We start from the raw sequence: 21,195 nt of genomic DNA, 5'->3' as shown, positions 1-21,195 counted from the left end.
GGCCAGTCTCGCATCTCAGCATTCGTCCTCGACGGTCCGGTCCCGCCCCGCGAGGGTGCCCACGACCATCTGGGGCAGCATCAGTCCGGCCATCAGGGCGATGGGCAGGCCCCAGCCGCCGCTGTGCTGGTAGAGGACGCCGACCAGGAGCGGGCCGGGGATGGAGATGAGGTAGCCGACGCTCTGCGCGAAGGCGGAGAGCCGGACGACGCCGGCGCCGGTGCGCGAGCGCATGCCGATCATGGTGAGGGCGAGCGGGAAGGCGCAGTTGGAGACGCCGAGGAGCAGGGCCCAGGCCCAGGCTCCCGCGGCGGGCGCGACGTACAGGCCGGTGTAGCCGGCGAGGCCGCACAGACCCAGGCCGACGGCGATCGGCCCCTGGTTCCTGAGCCGGGTGGCCAGGCGCGGGATGACGAACGCGAGCGGTACGCCCATCACCATCGTGACGGCGAGCAGCACACCGGCCGTACCGGCCGGGACACCGGCGTCGCGGAAGATCTGCGGCATCCAGCCCATGGTGATGTACGCGCCGGTGGCCTGGAGACCGAAGAAGGCTCCGAGGGCCCAGGCGGTGCGGCTGCGCGTGATCCGGAGGGGGGCGCCCGCGGCCGGTGCGTGCGCCGCGCGGTCGGGGAAGGCGGCCGGCGAGCGCGTGCCCCGGTCGCGCAGCAGCGCGAGCCAGGGAAGTACGGCGAGGGCGGCGAGGATCGCCCAGGCGCCGAGGCCGGTGCGCCAACTGCCGCCCAGGGCGGTGGTCATGGGAACGGTCGCCGCGGCGGCCAGGGAGGTGCCGAGGGCGAGCGCCATGGAGTAGAGGCCGGTCATGGTGCCCACGCGGCCGGGGAAGTACCGCTTGACGATGACGGGCATCAGGACGTTGCTGACGGCGATGCCCATGAGGGCGAGGGCGCTGGCGGCGAGGAAGCCGGCGGTGCCGGAGGCGAAGGGGCGGACGGCGAGGCCCGCGAGGATCGCGGCCATGCCGGCGCAGACGACGGCGGCGTTGCCGAAGCGGCGGGCGAGGCGCGGGGCGGTGATGCCGAAGACGGCGAAGCAGAGCGGGGGTACGGAGGTGAGGACGCCGGCCACGCTGCCGCTCATGTGGAGCCCGTCGCGGACCTCTTCGAGGAGGGCGCCGAGGCTGGTGATGGCGGGGCGGAGGTTGAGGGCGGCGAGCACGAGTCCGACGACGACGAGCCGGGTGACCCAGAGGGCGGGCCGGCCGGGTGCGGAAGAATTCCCCGCGGTGGTGGCGGCCGGTGCGGTGGAACGGGCCGGCGGTGCGGCGGTCGTGAGGGTCTGCGGCTCGTCAGGCATGGCGCCATCATAGAATCATGGGATGATTGGTTGTCCAATCCGGAACGAAATGGAAGGTGCACCATGGCGCTCGGCTCTCCCCGGCGTTCCGGGCTCTCCGATCAGGTGATCACCGAGCTGCGGAACCAGATCACCTCCGGCGAGTGGCCGGTCGGGTCACGGATCCCGACCGAGCCGGAACTGGTCGAGCAGCTGGGCGTGGCCCGCAACACCGTGCGCGAGGCGGTCCGCGCGCTCGCGCACAACGGGCTGCTCGACATCCGGCAGGGCTCGGGCACCTATGTCGTCGCGACCAGCGAGCTGGCGGGGGTCATGCACCGGCGGTTCGCCGGGTCCGACCCGCGGCACATCGCGGAGGTGCGCTCGACGCTGGAGTCCTCGGCGGCGCGGCTCGCGGCGCAGCGGCGCACGGAGCGCGATCTGAAGCAGCTGGACGCGCTGCTCGCGGGGCGGGACGAGGCGTGGCGGTCGGGCGACGCCGAGCGGTTCGTGACGGCGGACGGCGCGTTCCATCACGCGGTGGTGGTCGCCTCGCACAACGACGTACTGACCGAGCTCTACGCCGACCTCGGCCACGTCCTGCGGCAGTGGCTGCGCGAGGACGTGGGCCAGGAGCTGCGGCCCGAGCACCACATGGACCACACGCGACTGGTGGAGGCGATCCGGGCCGGCGACGCGGACACGGCGGCGGCCGAGGCGGCCGGCTATCCGTTCATGTGCCTCAGGAGCCCGGGACCGGAGCGTCCTGCTCGACCGGGGCAGGCTGTTCCACCGGCTGGTGCGTGAGCCAGGCGGAGCGGACCTCCTTCCAGCAGCGGCCGGTCAGCCGGGCGTAGGCGGTGGGGCCCACGTCGACGGGGGCGCTGTCGGTGTCCACGTCCCACCAGCGCTCGCACTCGACGTGCAGCCGGACGCGGTCGGTGCCGGGGTAGGGGTTCTGGCAGTAGGCGGTGACCCGGGAGCCCTGGACGACCGTGCGGCAGGAGGCGCCGAAGTCCTCGGTCTCCTGGGCGGCGGGTATCGGGACCTCCTCCGTGGGAGACGGAGCGGCACGGACCTCGGCGGCGACGGTGATCCCGGCCAGCAGAGCGGCGACCGAGACGAGGACGGGGACCGAGGCGGGAGAAGCGGGAGAAGGGGCCCGGCGGTGTGGCGCGCGCATGCCCGTACCTCCTCCCCGTCAGTAGCCGGAATGTCACGCTCCGATCCAGTGTGAGGCGGTTCGCCGGACTTTTCGACTCGGGAGCCGGGCGCGGACACGACGAAGGCCGGGTGGCCCCTCGATGAGGGGCCACCCGGCCTTCGTACGTCTGCTCAGGCGCCGGTCGTCAGGCGCCGGTCGTCAGGCGCCGGTCGTCACGATCCGGTCGTCACGCGCCGATCGCGTGCAGGCCGCCGTCGACGTGGACGATCTCGCCGGTCGTCTTCGGGAACCAGTCGGACAGCAGCGCGACGATGGCGCGGCCCGCCGGCTCCGGGTCGGACAGGTCCCACTCCAGCGGGGAACGGCTGTCCCACACGGAGGCCAGCTCCGAGAAGCCGGGGATGGACTTGGCGGCCATCGAACCGAGCGGGCCGGCCGAGACCAGGTTGCAGCGGATGTTCTGCTTGCCCAGGTCACGGGCCATGTAGCGGCTGGTGGCCTCCAGGGCGGCCTTGGTCGGGCCCATCCAGTCGTACTGCGGCCAGGCGAACTGCGCGTCGAAGGTGAGGCCGACGACCGATCCGCCCTCGCTCATCAGCGGCAGCAGCGCCATCGTCAGCGACTTCAGAGAGAAGGCCGAGACGTGCATGGCGGTGGCCACGGACTCGAACGGCGTGTTCAGGAAGTTGCCGCCGAGCGCGTCCTGCGGCGCGAAGCCGATGGAGTGCACGACGCCGTCCAGGCGGTCGCCGAGGTGCTCGCGGACCTGGCCCTCCAGACGGGCGAGGTGCTCGTCGTTGGAGACGTCGAGCTCCAGGACCTTCACCTTGTCGGGCTGGGGCAGCTTCTTGGCGATGCGCTCGGTCAGTGTCGGCCGGGGCCAGGCGGTGAGGATGATCTCCGCGCCCTGCTCCTGGGCCAGCTTGGCGGCGTGGAAGGCGATGGAGGACTCCATCAGCACACCGGTGATCAGGATGCGCTTGCCCTCGAGAATTCCGCTCATGGTGATCAGTGACCCATGCCCAATCCGCCGTCAACCGGGATGACGGCTCCAGTGATGTACGAGGCGTCGTCGGAGGCGAGGAACTTCACCGTGGCGGCGATCTCCTCCGGCTGCGCGTAGCGGCCCAGCGGCACCTGGGACACGATGCCCGCGCGCTGCTCGTCCGTGAGCACCTTGGTCATGTCGGTGTCGACAAAGCCAGGGGCGACGACGTTGAAGGTGATGTTGCGGGAGCCGAGCTCACGCGCGAGGGAGCGGGCGAAGCCCACCAGGCCGGCCTTGGAGGCGGCGTAGTTCGCCTGCCCGGCCGAGCCGAGGAGGCCGACGACCGAGGAGATCAGGACGACGCGGCCCTTCTTGGCCCGCAGCATGCCGCGATTGGCGCGCTTGACGACCCGGAAGGTGCCGGTCAGGTTGGTGTCGAGGACGGAGGTGAAGTCCTCCTCGCTCATCCGCATCAGGAGCTGGTCCTTGGTGACCCCGGCGTTCGCCACCAGGACCTCCACGGGACCGTGCTTCTCCTCGATCTCCTTGTACGCCTGCTCCACCTGCTCGGCGTCGGTGATGTCGCACTTGACGGCGAGGCAGCCCAGATCGGTCAGGGCGGCCGGCGGCTCACCGGAGCGGTACGTGATCGCGACCTTGTCGCCGGCCTCGGCGAACGCGCGGGCGATGGCGAGGCCGATGCCCCGGTTGCCTCCGGTGACGAGAACCGAGCGGCTCAACGGATCACCCTTTCGATAGCGGTCTGAATACCGAAAACCTATCGGTCCACGCCCCTCCCCGGGGAATCGACCCCTGACAGTGGCGTACGGATGTCACTGTCGGGTCCCTACATAAAGCTCTGGGCGTGGCGGCCGAAAGCGCGACATGATCGGGGACGACCGGTCTCACACGACAGGAGACAGCTGTGCCATCTGGCATCCATTCCCTCGACGCAGCCTTCACGGCGCTGCCGCTGCGGGCGCTCGCCGACGCGGCGCTCGCACGCGCGCGTGCCCTCGGCTCCGCGCATGCCGACTTCCGCCTGGAGCGGGTGCGCAGCGCCGCGTGGCGCCTGCGGGACGGCAAACCCTCGGGCTCCTCGGACACCACGGACCTCGGGTACGCGGTGCGGGTGGTGCACGGCGGGGCCTGGGGCTTCGCCTCCGGGGTCGATCTGACCATGGACGGCGCCGCGCGCGTCGCCTCGCAGGCCGTCGCCATGGCCAAGCTGTCCGCGAAGGTGATCGCGGCGGCGGGTTCCGACGAGCGCGTGGAGCTGGCCGACGAGCCGGTGCACGCGGAGAAGACCTGGATCTCCTCGTACGAGATCAACCCCTTCGACATCCCCGGCGCCGACAAGAGCGCGCTCCTCGCCGACTGGAGCGAGCGGCTGCTGCGGGCGGAGGGCGTGGCGCACGTGGACGCGTCGCTGATGACCGTCCAGGAGAACAAGTTCTACGCGGACACGGCGGGCACCGTCACCACCCAGCAGCGGGTCCGGCTGCACCCGCAGCTCACCGCGGTCGCCGTCGACGAGACGACCGGCGAGTTCGACTCGATGCGGACGATCGCGCCGCCGGTCGGGCGGGGCTGGGAGTACCTGACCGGCACGGGCTGGGACTGGGACGCGGAGCTGGAGCAGATCCCGGAGCTGCTCGCCGAGAAGATGCGGGCGCCGAGCGTGGACGCGGGGGCGTACGACCTGGTCGTCGACCCGTCGAACCTCTGGCTGACGATCCACGAGTCGATCGGCCACGCCACCGAGCTGGACCGGGCGCTCGGCTACGAGGCGGCGTACGCGGGCACGTCGTTCGCCACGTTCGACCAGCTGGGGAAGCTGGCGTACGGCTCCTCGATCATGAACGTGACCGGGGACCGCACCGCCGAGCACGGCCTCGCGACGATCGGGTACGACGACGAGGGCGTCGAGGCGCAGAGCTGGGACCTGGTGAAGGACGGCACGCTCGTCGGCTACCAGCTGGACCGGCGGATCGCGAAGCTCACGGGGCTCGGCCGGTCGAACGGCTGCGCCTTCGCCGACTCCCCTGCGCATGTGCCGGTGCAGCGGATGGCGAACGTCTCGCTCCAGCCCGACCCGGGCGGGCTCTCCACGGAGGACCTGATCGGGGGCGTGGAGCGCGGTATCTACGTGGTCGGCGACCGCTCGTGGTCGATCGACATGCAGCGCTACAACTTCCAGTTCACCGGGCAGCGCTTCTTCCGCATCGAGAACGGCAAGCTGGCCGGGCAGCTGCGGGACGTCGCGTACCAGGCGACGACGACCGACTTCTGGGGCTCGATGGAGAAGGTCGGCGGGCCGCAGACGTACGTCCTGGGCGGCGCGTTCAACTGCGGCAAGGCCCAGCCGGGCCAGGTCGCGGCGGTCTCCCACGGCTGCCCCTCCGCCCTCTTCCGGGGCGTCAACATCCTCAACACGACGCAGGAGGCCGGTCGATGAGCCCCGTCAGCAAGCCGTACGAGATCGTCGAGCGGGCGCTTGAGCTGTCCCGGGCGGACGGGTGTGTCGTCATCGCCGACGAGGAGTCCTCCGCCAATCTGCGCTGGGCCGGGAACGCGCTGACCACCAACGGCGTCACCCGCGGCCGGACCCTCACCGTCATCGCGACGGTGGACGGCGGCCAGGGCACCGCGTCCGGTGTCGTCTCGCGCTCCGCGGTGACCGTCGACGACCTGGAGCCGCTGGTGCGGGCCGCGGAGGCCGCCGCACGGGCCGCGGGGCCCGCCGAGGACGCCCAGCCGCTGGTCGAGGGCGTGGACGCCTCCCCCGACTTCACCGACGCGCCGGCCGAGACCACGTCCGCCGTCTTCGCGGACTTCGCGCCCGCGCTCGGCGAGGCCTTCGCCCGCGCCCGCGCCGGAGGCCGCGAGCTGTACGGCTTCGCCAACCACGAGCTGACCTCCACCTACCTCGGTACGTCGACGGGGCTGCGGCTGCGTCACGACCAGCCCAACGGCACGCTGGAGCTCAACGCCAAGTCCCCCGACCGCTCCCGGTCCGCGTGGGCCGGGCGCTCCACGCGGGACTTCAAGGACGTCGACCCGGGCGCGCTCGACGCCGATCTGGCGCGGCGGCTGGGCTGGGCGGAGCGCAGGATCGAGCTGCCCGCCGGGCGGTACGAGACGCTGCTGCCGCCGACCGCGGTGGCCGACCTGCTGATCTACCAGCTGTGGTCCTCGGCGGCCCGGGACGCGGTGGAGGGCCGCACGGTCTTCTCCAAGCCCGGCGGCGGGACCCGCCTCGGCGAGACGCTCTCCCCGCTGCCGCTGACCCTGCGCAGCGACCCGAACGAGCCGGGCCTGGAGTCCGCGCCGTTCGTGATCGCGCACTCCTCGGGCGACGACTCCTCCGTCTTCGACAACGGCCTGCCGCTGGCGCCGACGGACTGGGTACGGGAGGGGAAGCTGGAGCACCTGGTCACCACCCGGCACACCGCGGCGCTCACTCGCCTGCCCGTGGCGCCGGGGGCCGGGAACCTGGTCCTGGACGGCGGCGGCGAGCGGTCGCTGGAGGAGATGGTGGCCTCCACGGAGCGCGGCCTGCTGCTGACCTGCCTCTGGTACATCCGCGAGGTGGACCCGGCGACGCTGCTGCTGACCGGGTTGACCCGCGACGGTGTCTACCTCGTCGAGAACGGCGAGGTGGTCGGCGAGGTGAACAACTTCCGGTTCAACGAGTCGCCGGTGGACCTGCTGTCGCGGGCCTCGGAGGCGGGGCGGACCGAGAAGACGCTGCCGCGCGAGTGGAGCGACTGGTTCACCAGGGCCGCGATGCCGGCGCTGCGGGTGCCGGACTTCAACATGAGCTCGGTCAGCAAGGGTGTCTGACCCCCATAGACTGACCGGGACAACTATTTCCCTTACGCATCACGAGGAGACGGACGACGTGACGGACATCGTCGAGGAGCTGAAGTGGCGCGGGCTGTTCGCCCAGTCCACTGACGAGGACGCATTGCGCAAGGCTCTCGCGGACGGTCCCGTCACCTTCTATTGCGGTTTCGACCCGACCGCGGCCAGTCTCCACGTCGGTCACCTGGTCCAGGTGCTCACCGTCCGCCGGCTCCAGCAGGCCGGTCACCGGCCGCTGGCGCTGGTCGGCGGGGCCACCGGCCAGATCGGCGACCCCCGGCCGACCGCCGAGCGCACCCTGAACGACCCCGAGACGGTCGCGAACTGGGTGAACCGGCTGCGGACGCAGATCGAGCCGTTCCTCTCCTTCGAGGGGGAGAACGCGGCGGTCATGGTGAACAACCTGGACTGGACCGCGGGCATGTCCGCGATCGAGTTCCTGCGGGACATCGGCAAGCACTTCCGGGTCAACAAGATGCTGACCAAGGACTCCGTCGCCCGGCGCCTGGAGTCCGAGCAGGGCATCAGCTACACCGAGTTCAGCTACCAGCTGCTGCAGGGCATGGACTTCCTGGAGCTGTACCGGCGCTACGGCTGCACGCTGCAGCAGGGCGGTTCGGACCAGTGGGGCAACCTGGTGGCGGGCCTCGACCTGATCCACAAGCTGGAGCCGGGGGCGCAGGTCCACGCGCTGGCGACCCCGCTGATGGTCAAGGCGGACGGCACCAAGTTCGGCAAGACCGAGGGCGGAGCCGTCTGGCTGGACCCGGAGATGACGACGCCGTACGCGTTCTACCAGTTCTGGCTGAACGTGGACGACCGTGACATCTCCACGTACATGCGGATCCTGTCCTTCAGGTCCCGTGCGGAGCTGGAGGAGCTGGAGCAGCTCACCGCCGAGCGGCCGCAGGCCCGTACGGCTCAGCGGGCGCTCGCCGAGGAGCTGACGACGCTGGTGCACGGCGCCGATCAGTGCCAGGCCGTCATCGACGCCTCGAAGGCGCTGTTCGGGCAGGGCGACCTGGGCGAGCTGGACGAGGCCACCCTGGCGGCGGCGCTCTCCGAGCTGCCGCACGCGCGCGTGGCCGAGCTCGGGCAGGTCGTGGACCTGTTCACCGAGGTCGGTCTGGCTCCGAGCAAGTCGGCGGCGCGCCGGACGGTGAAGGAGGGCGGGGCGTACGTGAACAACGTGAAGGTCACCGCCGAGGACGCCGAGGTGTCGGCGGACGAGCTGCTGCACGGCCGCTGGCTGGTGCTGCGCCGGGGCAAGAAGAACCTGGCCGCGATCGAGGTCGGCGCCGAGGGCTGACCCTCCGGCCCGACCCGGACCCCCGGGGCCCGACATGGCGGAGGCCCGGTGCACGCATGGAGCGTGCACCGGGCCTCCGCCATGTCATACGTGCATGTCATACGTGCGGCGTCAGGCACGCTGCTTGCCGCCCCTGATCGAGGCCCAGAGCATGTCGCCCACGCCCACCACGGCGACCGCGCCGATGAGCTGGAGCAGGTGGCGTGTCCAGTCGATACCCCTGGTGTCCTCGACCCCGATCCAGGACGCGACGGAATTACCGAGAACACTGCCGATAATGCCGAAGACGGTCGTCAGCCACAGCGGGATCTGTTGTTTTCCCGGAATGATCGCTTTCGCGATCAGGCCGAGCACAAAGCCCACGATGATTGCCCACAGCCAACTCATGGTCGCCTCCTCATGCGGCGCAATCTGCGCATGTGGGCCCAGTCTCGGCTCATCCGCCATACGGCGCATGTCGGACGGCGCCATACGGGCCCCGGTCTCGTCGCTCTCACATGTCGGGCGTACCGTGGAATGAGATCCGGACCGGGGAGAGTCCGGCGTGGACGCTGGTGGTGGAATGCGATGCGGAAGCATGGCGGGACAGAGGTTTTCCGAATCACCGAGGCCCGTCAGGGCCTGTCCGACGATGTGCGCGGCCGGGAGCGGCGGTACGTGATCTCGATGGTGGTGCGGACGCTGTCCGTCATCGCCGCGGTCCTCCTGTGGAACGTCGAGCGGCATGTGGCCATCGTGGCTCTGGTGCTCGGCGGACTGCTCCCCTATATCGCCGTGGTCATCGCCAACGCGGGCCGGGAGAAAGCGCCGTCCCTCCCCTCCACATTCGTTCCGGCACCGACCCGTCCGGAGCTCCCTGCCGGGGACGCCACGCCGGAGGCGCGTACGGAACGTTCGTACGGTCAGAGTTGATCACCGTGGCGGTCGATAAGCTCAAGAAAAGCTCAGATCAATCATGAAGTTCCGGTGCACTGCACCCCATTCCCCGTGACATACTTCCTACGCGCTCCGCATCCCCCGTCGGAGCGACGGACCGATGCCGGGCAGCTCCCCCCGTGGCTGCTCGGCATCGCCATTGCTGGACAATGATCAGGTGAGTGACGAGACCCCGATCTGTTCCGCCAAGGGCTGCCGCGCCGACGCCGTGTGGGTGCTGGCCTGGAACAACCCCAAGCTGCACACGCCCGAGCGCCGCAAGACCTGGCTCGCCTGCGAGGAGCACCGCGAGCACCTCTCCCAGTTCCTGGGTGTACGGGGCTTCCTCAAGGACGTCGTACCGCTCGCGGAGTGGGAGTCGGCCGGGGACTCAGCCGCCGATCGCTGACATCGGGCGCTCCGGCTGAAGGAAGCTCGGGTCGTCCAGACCCGAACCGGCCTTCTTGCCCCACATCGCCAGCTTCCAGATCCGGGCGATCTCGGCATCGGACGCGTCGCTCGGCTCCGCCGCGCGCAGCGCCGCCCGCAGGTCGGTCTCCTCGGTGGCGAACAGGCAGGTGCGCACCTGGCCGTCGGCGGTGAGCCGGGTGCGGTCGCAGGCCCGGCAGAACGGGCGGGTGACGGAGGCGATGACGCCGACCGTGTGCGGTCCGCCGTCCACGACCCAGCGCTCGGCCGGCGCCGAGCCGCGCTCGTCCGCGCCTTCGGCGGTCAGGGTGAAGCGGGTGCGCAGCGACTGCAGGATGTCCCCTGCGGTGATCATGCCCTCGCGCTTCCAGCCGTGCTGGGCGTCGAGCGGCATCTGCTCGATGAAGCGGAGCTCGTACTCGTTCTCCACCGCCCAGGCCAGCAGGTCCGGGGCCTCGTCGTCGTTGAGCCCGGGCATCAGGACCGCGTTGACTTTGACGGGGGTGAGGCCGGCCTCGCGGGCGGCGGCCATCCCGTCGAGCACGTCGTGGTGGCGGTCGCGGCGTGTCAGGGTCTTGAAGACCTCGGGCCGCAGCGTGTCGAGGGAGACGTTGACCCGGTCCAGGCCGGCGGCCTTCAGCGCGGCGGCCGTGCGCTTGAGTCCGATGCCGTTGGTGGTCAGCGACATCTTGGGGCGGGGCTCCAGGGCGGCGCAGCGCTCGACGATGCCGACCAGACCGGGGCGCAGGAGGGGCTCGCCGCCGGTGAAGCGGACCTCGGTGACGCCGAGGTCGGTGACGGCGATCCGTACCAGCCGGACGATCTCGTCGTCGGTCAGCAGGTCGGGCTTGGCCAGCCACTGCAGGCCCTCTTCCGGCATACAGTACGTACACCGCAGATTGCACCGGTCCGTGAGCGAAACACGCAGGTCAGTGGCCACACGGCCGTAGGTGTCGATGAGCACTGTGGGCCCCCTCCCCGTCGTTCGGCGGTTTCTACAGCGAGCCTACGCGAGACCACCGACAACCAGCAGGGGCCGATTGGAACGAGGACGGACGCGGCCGCGTCGTAGGACTCTACGACGCGGCCGCTCGGTGGTTGCGGAGGGTGGGCGGTTCAGTGCGCTCCGACACCGGTGAGGGACTTGACCTCGAGCTCCGCGTACTTGCCCTTGTCCGGCTCCTCCTTGGAGAGGATCGTGCCGAGCCAGCCGAGCAGGAAGCCCAGCGGGATCGAGACGATGCCGGGGTTCTCCAGCGGGAACCAGTAGAAGTCCACGCTCTTGAACATCGAGGTGGGCTTGCCGGAGACCACCGGCGAGAACAGCACGAGCACGACCGCGGAGATCAGGCCGCCGTAGATCGACCACAGCGCGCCCTGGGTGGTGAACCGCTTCCAGAAGAGGCTGTAGAGGATCGTCGGCAGGTTGGCGGAGGCGGCCACGGCGAACGCGAGGGCGACCAGGCCGGCGACGTTGAGGTCGCGGGCGAGCGCGCCGAGCGCGATCGAGACGACACCGATGAGGACGGTCGCCCAGCGGGCGGCGCGGACCTCCTCCTTCTCCGTGGCCTTCCCGCGCTTGATGACGTTGGCGTAGATGTCGTGCGCGAAGGAGGACGACGAGGCCAGGGTCAGTCCGGCGACCACCGCGAGGATGGTGGCGAAGGCGACGGCGGAGATCACCGCGAGCAGGATCGCGCCGCCGGTGGAGTCGGCGCCGCCGCCGATCTCCAGGGCCGCGAGCGGGGCGGCGGTGTTGCCCGCCTTGTTCGAGGCGATGATGTCGCTGTTCTTCAGCAGGGCCGCGGCGCCGAAGCCGAGGACGATCGTCATCAGGTAGAAGCCACCGATGATGCCGATGGCCCAGTTGACCGACTTACGGGCGGCCTTGGCGGTCGGCACCGTGTAGAAGCGGATCAGGATGTGCGGCAGGCCGGCCGTGCCGAGGACGAGCGCGATGCCGAGCGAGATGAAGTCCAGCTTCGAGATGCCGGTGGCCCCGTACTTGAGGCCGGGCTCCAGGAAGGCCTGGCCCTTGCCGCTGTTGGTGGCGGCGGCGCCGAGCAGGTCGGAGAGGTTGAAGTTGAACTTCATCAGGATGAGGAAGGTGATCAGGAGCGTGCCCGCGATGAGCAGCACGGCCTTGACCATCTGCACCCAGGTGGTGCCCTTCATGCCGCCGATGGTGACGTACACGATCATCAGCACGCCGACCAGGGCGACGATGGCGACCTTGCCGCCGTCGCTGGTGATGCCGAGGAGCAGCGAGACGAGCACACCTGCGCCGGCCATCTGGGCGAGCAGGTAGAAGATCGAGACGACGATGGTGGAGGTGCCGGCGGCGGTACGGACCGGGCGCTGGCGCATCCGGTACGCGAGGACGTCACCCATGGTGAACCGGCCGGAGTTGCGCAGCGGTTCGGCGACCAGGAGCAGGGCGACCAGCCAGGCGACGAGGAAGCCGATCGAGTACAGGAAGCCGTCGTAGCCGAAGAGCGCGATGGCGCCCGCGATACCGAGGAAGGACGCGGCGGACATGTAGTCGCCGGAGATCGCGAGGCCGTTCTGGAAGCCGGTGAACTGGCGGCCGCCCGCGTAGAAGTCGGCGGCGCTCTTGGTCTGGCGGCCGGCCCAGACGGTGATGAAGAGCGTGGCGACGACGAAGGCGCCGAAGAGGGCGATGATCAGCGGCCGGTGCTCGCTGGTCGCGTTCCCCGCCGCGAGAAGAAGAGTGCTGCTCACGCGTCGGCCTCCATGCCTTCCGTGCGGTCCGTGCCTGCCGTGCGGTCCATACGGGACTTGATGGCCTCGGCCTTCGGGTCGAGGCGGTCGGCCGCGTGCCGCGAGTAGAGCCAGGCGATGAGGAACGTGGTGGCGAACTGGCCGAGGCCGAGGACGAGCGCCACGTTGATGTTGCCGAAGAGCCTGGTCCCCATGAAGCCGCCCGCGTAGTTGGAGAGCAGCACGTACAGCAGGTACCAGGCGATGAAGGCGATCGTCAGGGGGAAGGCGAAGGAGCGGTACGTGCGGCGCAGTTCGCCGAATTCCGCACTCTCCTGCACCTCGACGAACGCCTCGGTCGTGGGCTGGGCGGGGCCGATGTGGACGTCCGTGCCGCCCTGGGGCGGCGGCGGTGCTTCGGTGGCCACGGATTCTCCTCGGGGCGCGGGTGCGGTGGGCATGGACATAAGGGCCTCACTGGGGGTGGGGGAAACGGGCTCCGGAAGGAGCTCCTCCCCTGCACAACGGCACGGAGGGCGAGGCGACGCGGTTCACCGCCGACGATTTTCTTCCCCTGAATCCTCATCTCGTCCTCTCAACTCATTGAACGGCCGGGAAGATCAGCGATAGCTTCACTCGTCATGCACCTGCCCGCGCACAACCGGTGTGCGGGCAGTACATACGGATGATGTGGAGAACCCATGGCTCATCTGGGATCGAGACGCGGCAGAGTACTTGCTCTGCCTGCCGGTCTCGCGCTCACGGCCTCGCTCGGCTTCCTTCCGACCGGCGCATCCGCCGCGGAACTGAGCGACACCCCGGCGACGACCGCCGTCTCGACGGACGGCCCCAAGCTGTCGTACGTCGTGAACATCGAGGGTGGCCGCTGGACGGCCGCGTCGGTGAAGAAGGCGATAGCCGCGGCCGGTGGCACAGTGGTCATCTCCTATGACCAGATCGGCGTGATTGTCGTCCACTCGCAGAACCCCGAGTTCGCGAAGACGATCCGTCAGGCCCGCGGTGTGGTGTCGGCCGGCTCGACGCGCACCGCCCCGCTCTCCGTCCAGACCGACACGTCTGTCGGCGAGGGCGGCCAGGCGCTCACCGCGGCCGAGGCCACGGCCGCCGCGGCCGGCGCCACCGACGGGCAGGACCCGTTGGAGCCCCTGCAGTGGGACCTGCCAGCCATCAAGGCGGACAAGGCCCACATGAAGACGCTGGGCAGCAGCAAGGTGACGGTCGGCGTCATCGACACGGGCGTCGACGACACCCACCCGGACCTGGCGCCGAACTTCGACGCCGCGGCCTCGGCCAACTGCGTGACCGGCGCGCCGGACACCACCCCCGGCTCGTGGCGTCCGAACCCGGGCGAGAGCGACCACGGCACGCACGTCGCCGGCACCATCGCCGCTGCCAAGAACGGCGTCGGCATCACCGGTGTCGCGCCGGGCGTGAAGGTCTCGGGCATCAAGGTGTCCACCCCGGACGGCTTCTTCTACACCGAGGCCGTCGTCTGTGGCTTCGTGTGGGCGGCCGAGCACGGCGTCGACATCACGAACAACAGCTACTACACCGACCCGTGGCTGTTCGCGTGCAAGAACGACGCGGACCAGAAGGCCCTCATCGAGGCCGTCACCCGCGCCACCCGCTACGCCGAGCGCAAGGGCACGGTCAACGTCGCCGCGGCCGGCAACTCGCGGATGGACCTGGCGGCGGACGAGATCGAGGACGTCACCAGCCCGAACGACACCGAGCCGGTCACCCGGATCATCAACCCGAAGGAGTGCTTCGACTACCCGGCCATGCTGCCGGGCGTGGTCACGGTCTCCGCCACGGGCGCCAAGGACCTGAAGGCCTCGTACTCGAACTACGGTGACGGTGTCATCGACATCGCCGCGCCCGGCGGTGACCGCACCGAGTACCAGACCCCGGACGCTCCGGCGGTCAACGGCCGCATCCTGTCGACCACGGTCAACGGCGGCTACAACTACAAGGCCGGTACGTCGATGGCCTCGCCGCACGCCGCCGGTGTGCTCGCGCTGCTGAAGTCGACGCACCCGTACGCGAGCCCGGCGGCGCTCAAGGCCCTGCTCTACGCGCAGGCCGACGACCGCGCCTGCACCAACCCGTACGACATCAACGGCGACGGTGTCGTCGACGCGGTCTGCGAGGGTGGCGTGAACAAGAACGGCTTCTACGGGGCCGGAATGGTCGACGCGCTGGACGCCGTGCGCCGCTGAGCGTGTGTGTGCGTGCGTAAGGCCGTAGAACGGTGAGAGGAAGGGCCCTGGTGGGGTGCGCCACACCAGGGCCCTTTCGCATGGCACCGAGTGCCATCATGCGTGCATGGACACCGACGTGCGCAGTGCCACAGAGCAGTTGTGGGCGGTTCTGGACGGCGATCCCGCCCTGGTCGACCGGGTTTCCTACGGCGGGCCCTCCGGGCTGCTGTCCGCCCGGCTGCCGGTGATGGACCTGGCGCGGGCGACGGTCGCGGTCGCCGGGCTCGCCGCGGTGGAGCGGGAGAGGCTGCCGGGACGGGTCCGGGTGGACGACGGGGCGGTCGCCACGGCCTTCGTGAGCGAGCGTCACCTCCGTGTGGACGGGCGGGCGCCGGTGACGTTCGCGCCGCTGTCCGGCTTCTTCCGCGCCGCCGACGGCTGGATCCGTACCCACGCCAACTACCCGCACCACCGGGCGGCGCTGCTGCGCGCGCTGGAGGTGCGGGAGGAGTCGCCTGAGGCCGTCAGGGCGGCGATCGGGCAGCGGGGCGCCGAGGAGCTGGAGACGGCCGTGTACGCGGCGGGGGGCCTGGCCGTCGCCGTACGCACGCCGGAGCGGTGGGCGGCGTCCGAGCACGGCCGGGAGGTGGCGAAGCGGCCGCTGCTGACGCGCGAGCGGCTGGACGAGGCGCCCCCGAGACGGCGTTCGGGTCCGCTGCGGGTGCTCGACCTCACCCGGGTCATCGCGGGTCCGGTCGCGACCCGGACGCTCGCGCTGCTCGGGGCGGACGTGCTGCGCATCGATCCGCCCGGGAACCCCGAACTGCCCGACCAGCACGCGGACACGGACATCGGCAAGCGGACGGCCGCGCTCGATCTGGACCGCCCTTCGGACCGTCGCACGTTCGACGAGCTGGTGGACGCGGCCGACGTGCTGGTCACCAGCTACCGCCCCGGCGCGCTTGACCGCTTCGGCCTCCACCGGCCCGGTCTGGTGATCGCGCGGCTCTCGGCATGGGGCGACCACGGCCCCTGGGGCGAGCGGCGCGGCTTCGACAGCCTGGTGCAGGCGGCGACCGGCATCGCCGTGACCGAGGGTTCCGAGGAGAAGCCGGGCGTACTGCCGGCGCAGGCCCTGGACCACGGCACGGGCTATCTGCTGGCGGCGGCCGTGCTGCGCTCCCTGACCGAGCAGGACCGGGACGGCGGCACCCGTCTCGTACGCCTGGCGCTGGCGCAGACGGGGCACTGGCTGACGCACACGCTCCCCCGCTACGCGCCGGAGCGGTATCTGACCGAGACGGACGGCCCGTTGGGGCGGCTGCGGCACGCGCTGTCGCCGGTCTCGTACGAGGGAGGCCCGACGGGCTGGTCGCGCCCGCCGGGCCTGCAGGGCGGGGACGACCCCGCGTGGCTCACGGCGTGACGGTGCTTGCCGTCAGTCGGTCGCTCGTACGACGTTCGCCGTGCATCGCTCTCAGGACGCCGAGGGCCAGAAGGTACTGGGCGGCGATGTAGGTCAGCATGACCCAGAAATCGGGGGCGGGCAGCTGGGGCCAGTGGGCGACCCCGGTCGCGATGAGCGTGTCGGAGAGCAGGAACAGCGCGCCGCCGAGGCCGGCCAGGAGCCCGAGGGAGCTTGCCCGGTAGGCCATGGCGGTCAGCAGCAGCGAGTACCCGGCGACGGGGAGGCGCAGCTCGGCGGGCAGGTCGCCCCAGAGCGCGGCGACGGTGCCGACGAGCGCGACACCGTACGCGAGCCCGAGGAGGACCCGCGTACGCCTGCGGCCGAAGAGCACCAGGTAGCAGACGTGTCCGGCGGCGAAGGAGCCCATGCCGACGAGGAACGCCCAGTCGGCGTCGGAGAGCAGGAAGACGTCCCCGCCCCAGCCGAAGAGCAGGGCGGCGATCAGCGTCCGGGGCGCGGAGCAGGTGGCGGCGTACGCGGCGAGCAGCGGCATCAGCAGCGGCTTGGCGATCTGGTGGCCGAGCTCGGCGCCGGCGAGGAGGGAGATCAGGTCGACGGCGGAGGCGAGCGCGAAGGCGGCGAGGAGCGCGCGCGAGAGCGTACGGGGCGCGGTGGCGTCGGCCGGGGCGGCGACGCCCTCGGTGCGCGCGCTCACGCGGCGGGCTCCGGCGCGGCGGGACCGGTGGCGGTACCGGGTTCGGTGTCGGGACCGGTGTCGGGGTTCTTCCGCGGATCAGGGCCCGGCTGCCAGCCCGGCCCCCTGAAGACCCGCCCTGCGCGCTCGCGCCAGCTCGTGGCGGCCCGCAGGTCACGGGCGATGGCCACGTACTCGTGGGTGGCGACGCGCAGCGGGTTGTAGGTGGCGATGTTCTTGGTGAGTCCGAAGACGGGCTTGTCGGTCTCCCCGACCCAGGACCCGAACATCCGGTCCCAGACGATCAGGATCCCGCCGAAGTTCCGGTCCAGGTAACCGCCCTGGGAGGCGTGGTGGACGCGGTGGTGGGAGGGCGTGTTGAGGACGTACTCGAAGGGGCGGGGCAGCTTGTCGATGCGCTCGGTGTGGATCCAGAACTGGTACACGAGGTTGATCGAGTAGCAGAACGCGACGGCGGCCGGGTGCACGCCGAGGGCGATCATCGGCAGGTAGAACGGCCAGGAGGTGAGGCTGGTCCAGGGCTGGCGCAGGGCGGTGGTGAGGTTGAACTTCCGGCTGCTGTGGTGGACGACGTGGCAGGCCCACAGGATGCGGATGACGTGGTGCCCGCGGTGCTGCCAGTAGTAGAAGAAGTCCTGGGCGAGCAGCATCAGCGGGATCGTCCACCACAGGACGGGGACGCGGAGCGGGGTCAGCTCGTAGACCGCGGTGTAGATCGCGACGACCGGGATCTTCCAGAGGAAGTCGAAGGCGAGACTGCCGATCCCCATGCCGAGGCTGGTGGCGGCGTCCTTGGCCTCGTACCCGGCGGCGTCCTCGTCGGGATGGAGCCGGTAGCTGACCATCTCCAGGACGGTGAGCAGGACGAAAGCCGGTATGGACCAGAGCACGACATCGGGCAGGTTCGGCATGCCGATGACGGTAGAGGCGGAGGTCGGGGCGCGGCTAGACGTTGTTACCAACAAGTATGCGAGACGGCTTGTCAGCAAGCTTTGGCACCTTCCGACAAGGGCGGGCGGCGTACGATCGCCGTGACGGCGCTCACTGGGGGAGGAACTCCGTTGCAGGGTCTGGATGTTGCGCTGCTGCGACTGGCGGGGACGGTGCTGGGCGCGGTCGTGCGGACCGCGGTGGCTCCGCGGAAGGGAGCCGGGCTCGTACCCGCCCCCGTACGCCCGCTCCCCCGGCCGGCGAGCCCCGACCGTCTGGCGAAGGTGCTGGGCTCACGGCTGACGTCGGAGCGGTACGCCTCCCTGGCGCAGAACGAGCGCCTGGCGGCGGTCGACGGCGTACGGGACACGTTCGCGGCGGCGCTGGCGGCGGGTCCGATCGACGCGGCGCGGCTCTTCGCGGTGGACCTCGCCCCGGAGCGGCTGCGGGACGAGCTGCGCGCGCCGGACGCGGCCCTCGCCGACCGGACGCTGGATCTCTACGACGACCTGCTCGGCCTGTGCTGCGCGCACGTCGTCGAGCAGCTGACGGCGGAGCCCTCGTTCGCGGCGCGGGCGGCGGTGGAGCACGCGCGCGTGGCCGGACGGACCCGGGACGCGGTGGAGACCCTGGCGGCCGGCCGCCCCCGGCCGGAGGCGGAGGCGCTGGCCTTCGAGGAGCGGTACGCGCGGTTCGTGGCGGCGACGCACGGGCGGGTCGAGCTGTTCGGGCTGACGCTGGGGCGGTCGGCGCGGGAGTGGCCGCTGGACACGGCGTACATCAGTCTGGCGGTGAGCGGGGATCGGGAGGCCGCCGCCCATGGCCTCCCGCACGCGGGACCGGCGACCGTGACCGCCGAGACGGCGCTCACGACCTCGGACCGGCTGCTGCTGCGGGGCCCGGCCGGCTCGGGCAAGAGCACGCTGGTGCAGTGGCTCGCCCTGAACGCGGCCCGGCGGTCCTTCACCGGCGAGCTCGCCGACTGGAACCGGTGTGTGCCGTTCGTCCTGCGCCTGCGCGCCTTCACCTCGGCGGACGCGCTGCCGACGCCGGAGGAGTTCCTGAGGGCGACCGGGGTTCCGCTCACACCGCCGCCGGGCTGGACGGAACAGCTGCTCTCCGGCGGCCGGGCCCTGGTCCTGGTGGACGGCGTGGACGAGGTTCCGGTACGGCTCCGGCAGCGGACGGAGACCTGGCTGAAGCACCTGATCGCGGCCTTCCCGGCGGGCCGGTACGTGGTGACGACGCGGCCGTCGGCGGTCCCGGAGGAATGGCTGGCCCGGCAGGGCTTCACGGCCCACTCGCTGCTGCCCATGGACCGGGACGGCATCCGCGCCTTCATCGCCCACTGGCACGAGGCGGCCCGCGCCGAGGACCCCGCCGACGAGGTGCTCGACACCTACGAGAAGACCCTGCGCCAGGCGGTGAACACCCGCCGCGACCTGGGGCGGCTCGCGACCAACCCGCTGATGTGCGCGCTGCTCTGCGCCCTCAACCGCGACCGGCGGATGCAGCTCCCCAGGGCGCGCAAGGAGCTGTACGACGCGGCGCTCGACATGCTGCTGGTGCGGCGGGACACGGAGCGGGATATCTGCGGGGTCGAGGGCGTCGACCTCACGCGCGAGGAGCAGACGGCGCTGCTGCAGAGGCTGGCGTACTGGCTGATCCGCAACGGGCAGGTCCAGGCCGACCGCGCCGAGGCGGAGGAGATGGTCGCGGAGTGGCTGACCGCGATGCCGCAGGTGCGGGGGACGGCGCGGCAGGTCTTCGCGCATCTGCTCATCCGCAGCGGCCTGCTGCGCGAACCGGCCCCCGGGACGGTGGACTTCGTCCACCGGACGTTCCTCGACTACCTGGGCGCGAAGGCGGCGGTGGAGGCGCGGGACTTCGGCGTCCTGGTGAGGAACGCGCACGACGACACCTGGGACGACGTCGTCCAGATGGCGGTGGGCCACGCGCGCGTGGAGGAACGGGCGCGGCTCCTGAGGCACCTGCTGCGCCGCGCGGACCGGGCACCGAAGCTGCGGCACCGGCTGGTGCTGCTGGCGGCGGCGTGCCTGGAGCAGGCGCCGGAGCTGGACCCGGTGGTACGGGACGATGTCCGCGCCCGCACGGCGGAGCTGGTCCCGCCGCGCTCCCCGGAGCAGGCGGCCGAACTGGCCAAGGTGGGCGAACTGGCGCTCGAACTTCTTCCGGGGCCTGAGCTCCAGCAGGAAGCTCCGGCCGTCGCATCGATCAAGACCGCGGAACTGATCGGCGGGGACGGAGCGCTCGCGTATCTGGCCCGCTGGCGTGGCGACGAGCGCCGGCTCGTGGGCGACGCGCTGTCCCGGGCCTGGGGGGCGTTCAGGACCGACGAGTACGCCGACATCGTCCTGCGGGACACCCCCTTGCCGTACGTCTACCTCCGCGTGCGCTCTGACGAGCAGTTCGAGGCACTGGGCCGGCTGCCGCACACTCGCTGGCTCCATCTCCACGGAAACCACGTGCTCCCGGGTCCCCTCCGGACACTGACCCGCCTCAGTTGGCTCTACGTATCCGCCAACTCCGCCCTGACCGACCTCACCACTGTCACCCGGCTCACGTCGCTCTCCATGCTCGGGTTGGACAGCTGCGGCGGCATCACGGATCTGACGCCTCTCCTCGACCTGGACCTCAAGCGGTTCTTCCTCTACGACAAGAACCCCCGGGCGACATTGGCTCCCCTCGCCCGTATGGCGGGTCTCACCCATGTGAACCTCGACTGCCCTCTGCCCTTCGACACCGTCGGAGAGCTCCCGTTGGGGACCGGCATCACCCATTTCGGTCTGTACAAGAGAACGCGCAGGTTCGGACTCGACGGCATCGAGAGATGGCCAGAGCTGGAATGCCTCACCGTGTCCGGCGACCGGCAGGGCGCCTACCTGGAGCGGCTGCGCTCGATGACCGCGCTGCGGGACCTTCAGGTGAACGGCCAGGCCGCCCTCTCACTCGGCAGTGTCAGTGGGCTCGCCGGCCTTCAGGAGCTGGAGATCAGGCGCTCGCGCATCGACGGCACGTTGGAGCCGTTGAAGGACCTGCCCGTACTCACCCGGCTGATGCTGGCGGAGTGCTCCTCCCCGGAGCCTCTCGACCTGTCCCCTCTGGCAGACCTCCCGGGTCTCACGATCGAGTTGGAGAGCAACCACACGCCCGTGGTGGGCGCGGACCTCTTTCGGCCTGAGCAACTCGTGATCCGGTGAGTCGCCGAG

Annotated in this window: 19 protein-coding genes; 9 read left to right on the top strand and 10 right to left on the bottom strand. The window is 70.9% G+C overall.

Features of this window, described 5'->3' with window-relative positions:
* Positions 1–15: 15 nt before the first annotated feature.
* Complete coding sequence (locus FDM97_RS10840; protein ID WP_137990194.1) at positions 16–1,317, bottom strand: CynX/NimT family MFS transporter; 1,302 nt, start codon at positions 1,315–1,317, stop codon at positions 16–18.
* A 63-nt stretch (positions 1,318–1,380) separates the two neighbouring features.
* On the opposite strand from FDM97_RS10840, the gene FDM97_RS10835 reads away from it, so the two are divergent.
* Entirely contained in the window at positions 1,381–2,103 is a 723-nt protein-coding gene (locus tag FDM97_RS10835; protein WP_137990193.1) for a FadR/GntR family transcriptional regulator, read from the top strand.
* On the opposite strand, the gene FDM97_RS10830 is transcribed toward FDM97_RS10835, so the two are convergent.
* The 3 genes from FDM97_RS10830 to fabG form a co-directional block, all read right to left on the bottom strand.
* Positions 2,039–2,479 (bottom strand): hypothetical protein, encoded by a 441-nt coding sequence (locus tag FDM97_RS10830; protein WP_137990192.1) that lies wholly within the window; start codon positions 2,477–2,479, stop codon positions 2,039–2,041. The two genes, FDM97_RS10835 and FDM97_RS10830, sit on opposite strands and share 65 nt — an antisense overlap.
* 208 nt (positions 2,480–2,687) lie before the next feature.
* Positions 2,688–3,464 (bottom strand): enoyl-ACP reductase FabI, encoded by a 777-nt coding sequence (fabI, locus tag FDM97_RS10825; RefSeq protein WP_137990191.1) that lies wholly within the window; start codon positions 3,462–3,464, stop codon positions 2,688–2,690.
* Positions 3,465–3,469: 5 nt separating this feature from the next.
* Positions 3,470–4,189, bottom strand: a complete 720-nt coding sequence (gene fabG, locus FDM97_RS10820; protein ID WP_137990190.1) for a 3-oxoacyl-[acyl-carrier-protein] reductase — start codon at positions 4,187–4,189, stop codon at positions 3,470–3,472.
* A gap of 197 nt (positions 4,190–4,386) precedes the next feature.
* Here fabG and FDM97_RS10815 point away from each other — a divergent pair, with 197 nt between their 5' ends.
* From FDM97_RS10815 to tyrS, 3 genes are read left to right on the top strand one after another with little or no spacing between them, the layout of a single operon-like run.
* Positions 4,387–5,907, top strand: a complete 1,521-nt coding sequence (locus tag FDM97_RS10815; RefSeq protein WP_137994766.1) for a TldD/PmbA family protein — start codon at positions 4,387–4,389, stop codon at positions 5,905–5,907.
* Positions 5,904–7,295 (top strand): metallopeptidase TldD-related protein, encoded by a 1,392-nt coding sequence (locus FDM97_RS10810; RefSeq protein ID WP_137990189.1) that lies wholly within the window; start codon positions 5,904–5,906, stop codon positions 7,293–7,295. Before FDM97_RS10815 ends, FDM97_RS10810 begins: the two co-directional genes overlap by 4 nt.
* 58 nt (positions 7,296–7,353) lie before the next feature.
* A complete protein-coding gene (tyrS, locus tag FDM97_RS10805) occupies positions 7,354–8,625 on the top strand; it encodes a tyrosine--tRNA ligase (RefSeq protein WP_137990188.1) in 1,272 nt (423 codons plus the stop codon).
* Between the two features lie 111 nt (positions 8,626–8,736).
* Here the strand turns inward: tyrS and FDM97_RS10800 are convergent, their stop codons facing one another.
* The gene (locus FDM97_RS10800) at positions 8,737–9,012 is read right to left on the bottom strand and encodes a GlsB/YeaQ/YmgE family stress response membrane protein (RefSeq protein WP_137990187.1); all 276 of its coding nucleotides are present in this window, start codon (positions 9,010–9,012) and stop codon (positions 8,737–8,739) included.
* 180 nt (positions 9,013–9,192) lie between these two features.
* Between FDM97_RS10800 and FDM97_RS10795 the strand changes: the two genes are divergently transcribed.
* Positions 9,193–9,537 (top strand): DUF3099 domain-containing protein, encoded by a 345-nt coding sequence (locus FDM97_RS10795; RefSeq protein WP_137990186.1) that lies wholly within the window; start codon positions 9,193–9,195, stop codon positions 9,535–9,537.
* Between the two features lie 181 nt (positions 9,538–9,718).
* A complete protein-coding gene (locus FDM97_RS10790; protein WP_137990185.1) occupies positions 9,719–9,949 on the top strand; it encodes a hypothetical protein in 231 nt (76 codons plus the stop codon).
* Here the strand turns inward: FDM97_RS10790 and moaA are convergent.
* The 3 genes from moaA to FDM97_RS10775 form a co-directional block, all read right to left on the bottom strand.
* Complete coding sequence (gene moaA, locus FDM97_RS10785; protein ID WP_137990184.1) at positions 9,932–10,933, bottom strand: GTP 3',8-cyclase MoaA; 1,002 nt, start codon at positions 10,931–10,933, stop codon at positions 9,932–9,934. The genes FDM97_RS10790 and moaA overlap by 18 nt on opposite strands.
* A gap of 152 nt (positions 10,934–11,085) precedes the next feature.
* On the bottom strand, positions 11,086–12,711 hold the full coding sequence (locus tag FDM97_RS10780) for a solute symporter family protein (RefSeq protein WP_137990183.1): 1,626 nt from the start codon (positions 12,709–12,711) through the stop codon (positions 11,086–11,088).
* On the bottom strand, positions 12,708–13,118 hold the full coding sequence (locus FDM97_RS10775; RefSeq protein WP_137990182.1) for a DUF485 domain-containing protein: 411 nt from the start codon (positions 13,116–13,118) through the stop codon (positions 12,708–12,710). The genes FDM97_RS10780 and FDM97_RS10775 overlap by 4 nt, the downstream gene beginning before the upstream one ends.
* A gap of 273 nt (positions 13,119–13,391) precedes the next feature.
* On the opposite strand from FDM97_RS10775, the gene FDM97_RS10770 reads away from it, so the two are divergent.
* Both FDM97_RS10770 and FDM97_RS10765 read left to right on the top strand, forming a co-directional pair.
* On the top strand, positions 13,392–14,930 hold the full coding sequence (locus FDM97_RS10770) for a S8 family peptidase (RefSeq protein ID WP_137990181.1): 1,539 nt from the start codon (positions 13,392–13,394) through the stop codon (positions 14,928–14,930).
* 106 nt (positions 14,931–15,036) lie between these two features.
* Positions 15,037–16,338 carry a CoA transferase gene (locus FDM97_RS10765; protein ID WP_137990180.1) on the top strand — a complete coding sequence of 434 codons (1,302 nt, stop codon included), beginning with the start codon at positions 15,037–15,039 and terminating at the stop codon, positions 16,336–16,338.
* Here FDM97_RS10765 and FDM97_RS10760 read toward each other — a convergent pair.
* Positions 16,328–17,035 carry a lysoplasmalogenase gene (locus tag FDM97_RS10760; protein ID WP_137990179.1) on the bottom strand — a complete coding sequence of 236 codons (708 nt, stop codon included), beginning with the start codon at positions 17,033–17,035 and terminating at the stop codon, positions 16,328–16,330. The two genes, FDM97_RS10765 and FDM97_RS10760, sit on opposite strands and share 11 nt — an antisense overlap.
* On the bottom strand, positions 17,032–17,946 hold the full coding sequence (locus tag FDM97_RS10755) for a sterol desaturase family protein (RefSeq protein WP_137990178.1): 915 nt from the start codon (positions 17,944–17,946) through the stop codon (positions 17,032–17,034). The genes FDM97_RS10760 and FDM97_RS10755 overlap by 4 nt, the downstream gene beginning before the upstream one ends.
* A gap of 150 nt (positions 17,947–18,096) precedes the next feature.
* Between FDM97_RS10755 and FDM97_RS10750 the strand changes: the two genes are divergently transcribed.
* Positions 18,097–21,186, top strand: a complete 3,090-nt coding sequence (locus FDM97_RS10750; protein WP_254705558.1) for an NACHT domain-containing protein — start codon at positions 18,097–18,099, stop codon at positions 21,184–21,186.
* Positions 21,187–21,195 lie beyond the last annotated feature (9 nt).

Origin of the sequence: Streptomyces vilmorinianum, assembly GCF_005517195.1 — a bacterium.
GTDB classification, from domain to species: domain Bacteria; phylum Actinomycetota; class Actinomycetes; order Streptomycetales; family Streptomycetaceae; genus Streptomyces; species Streptomyces vilmorinianum.
Note: the sequence above shows the minus strand (reverse complement) of the source record. Positions and strands in the feature narration are given on the sequence as shown.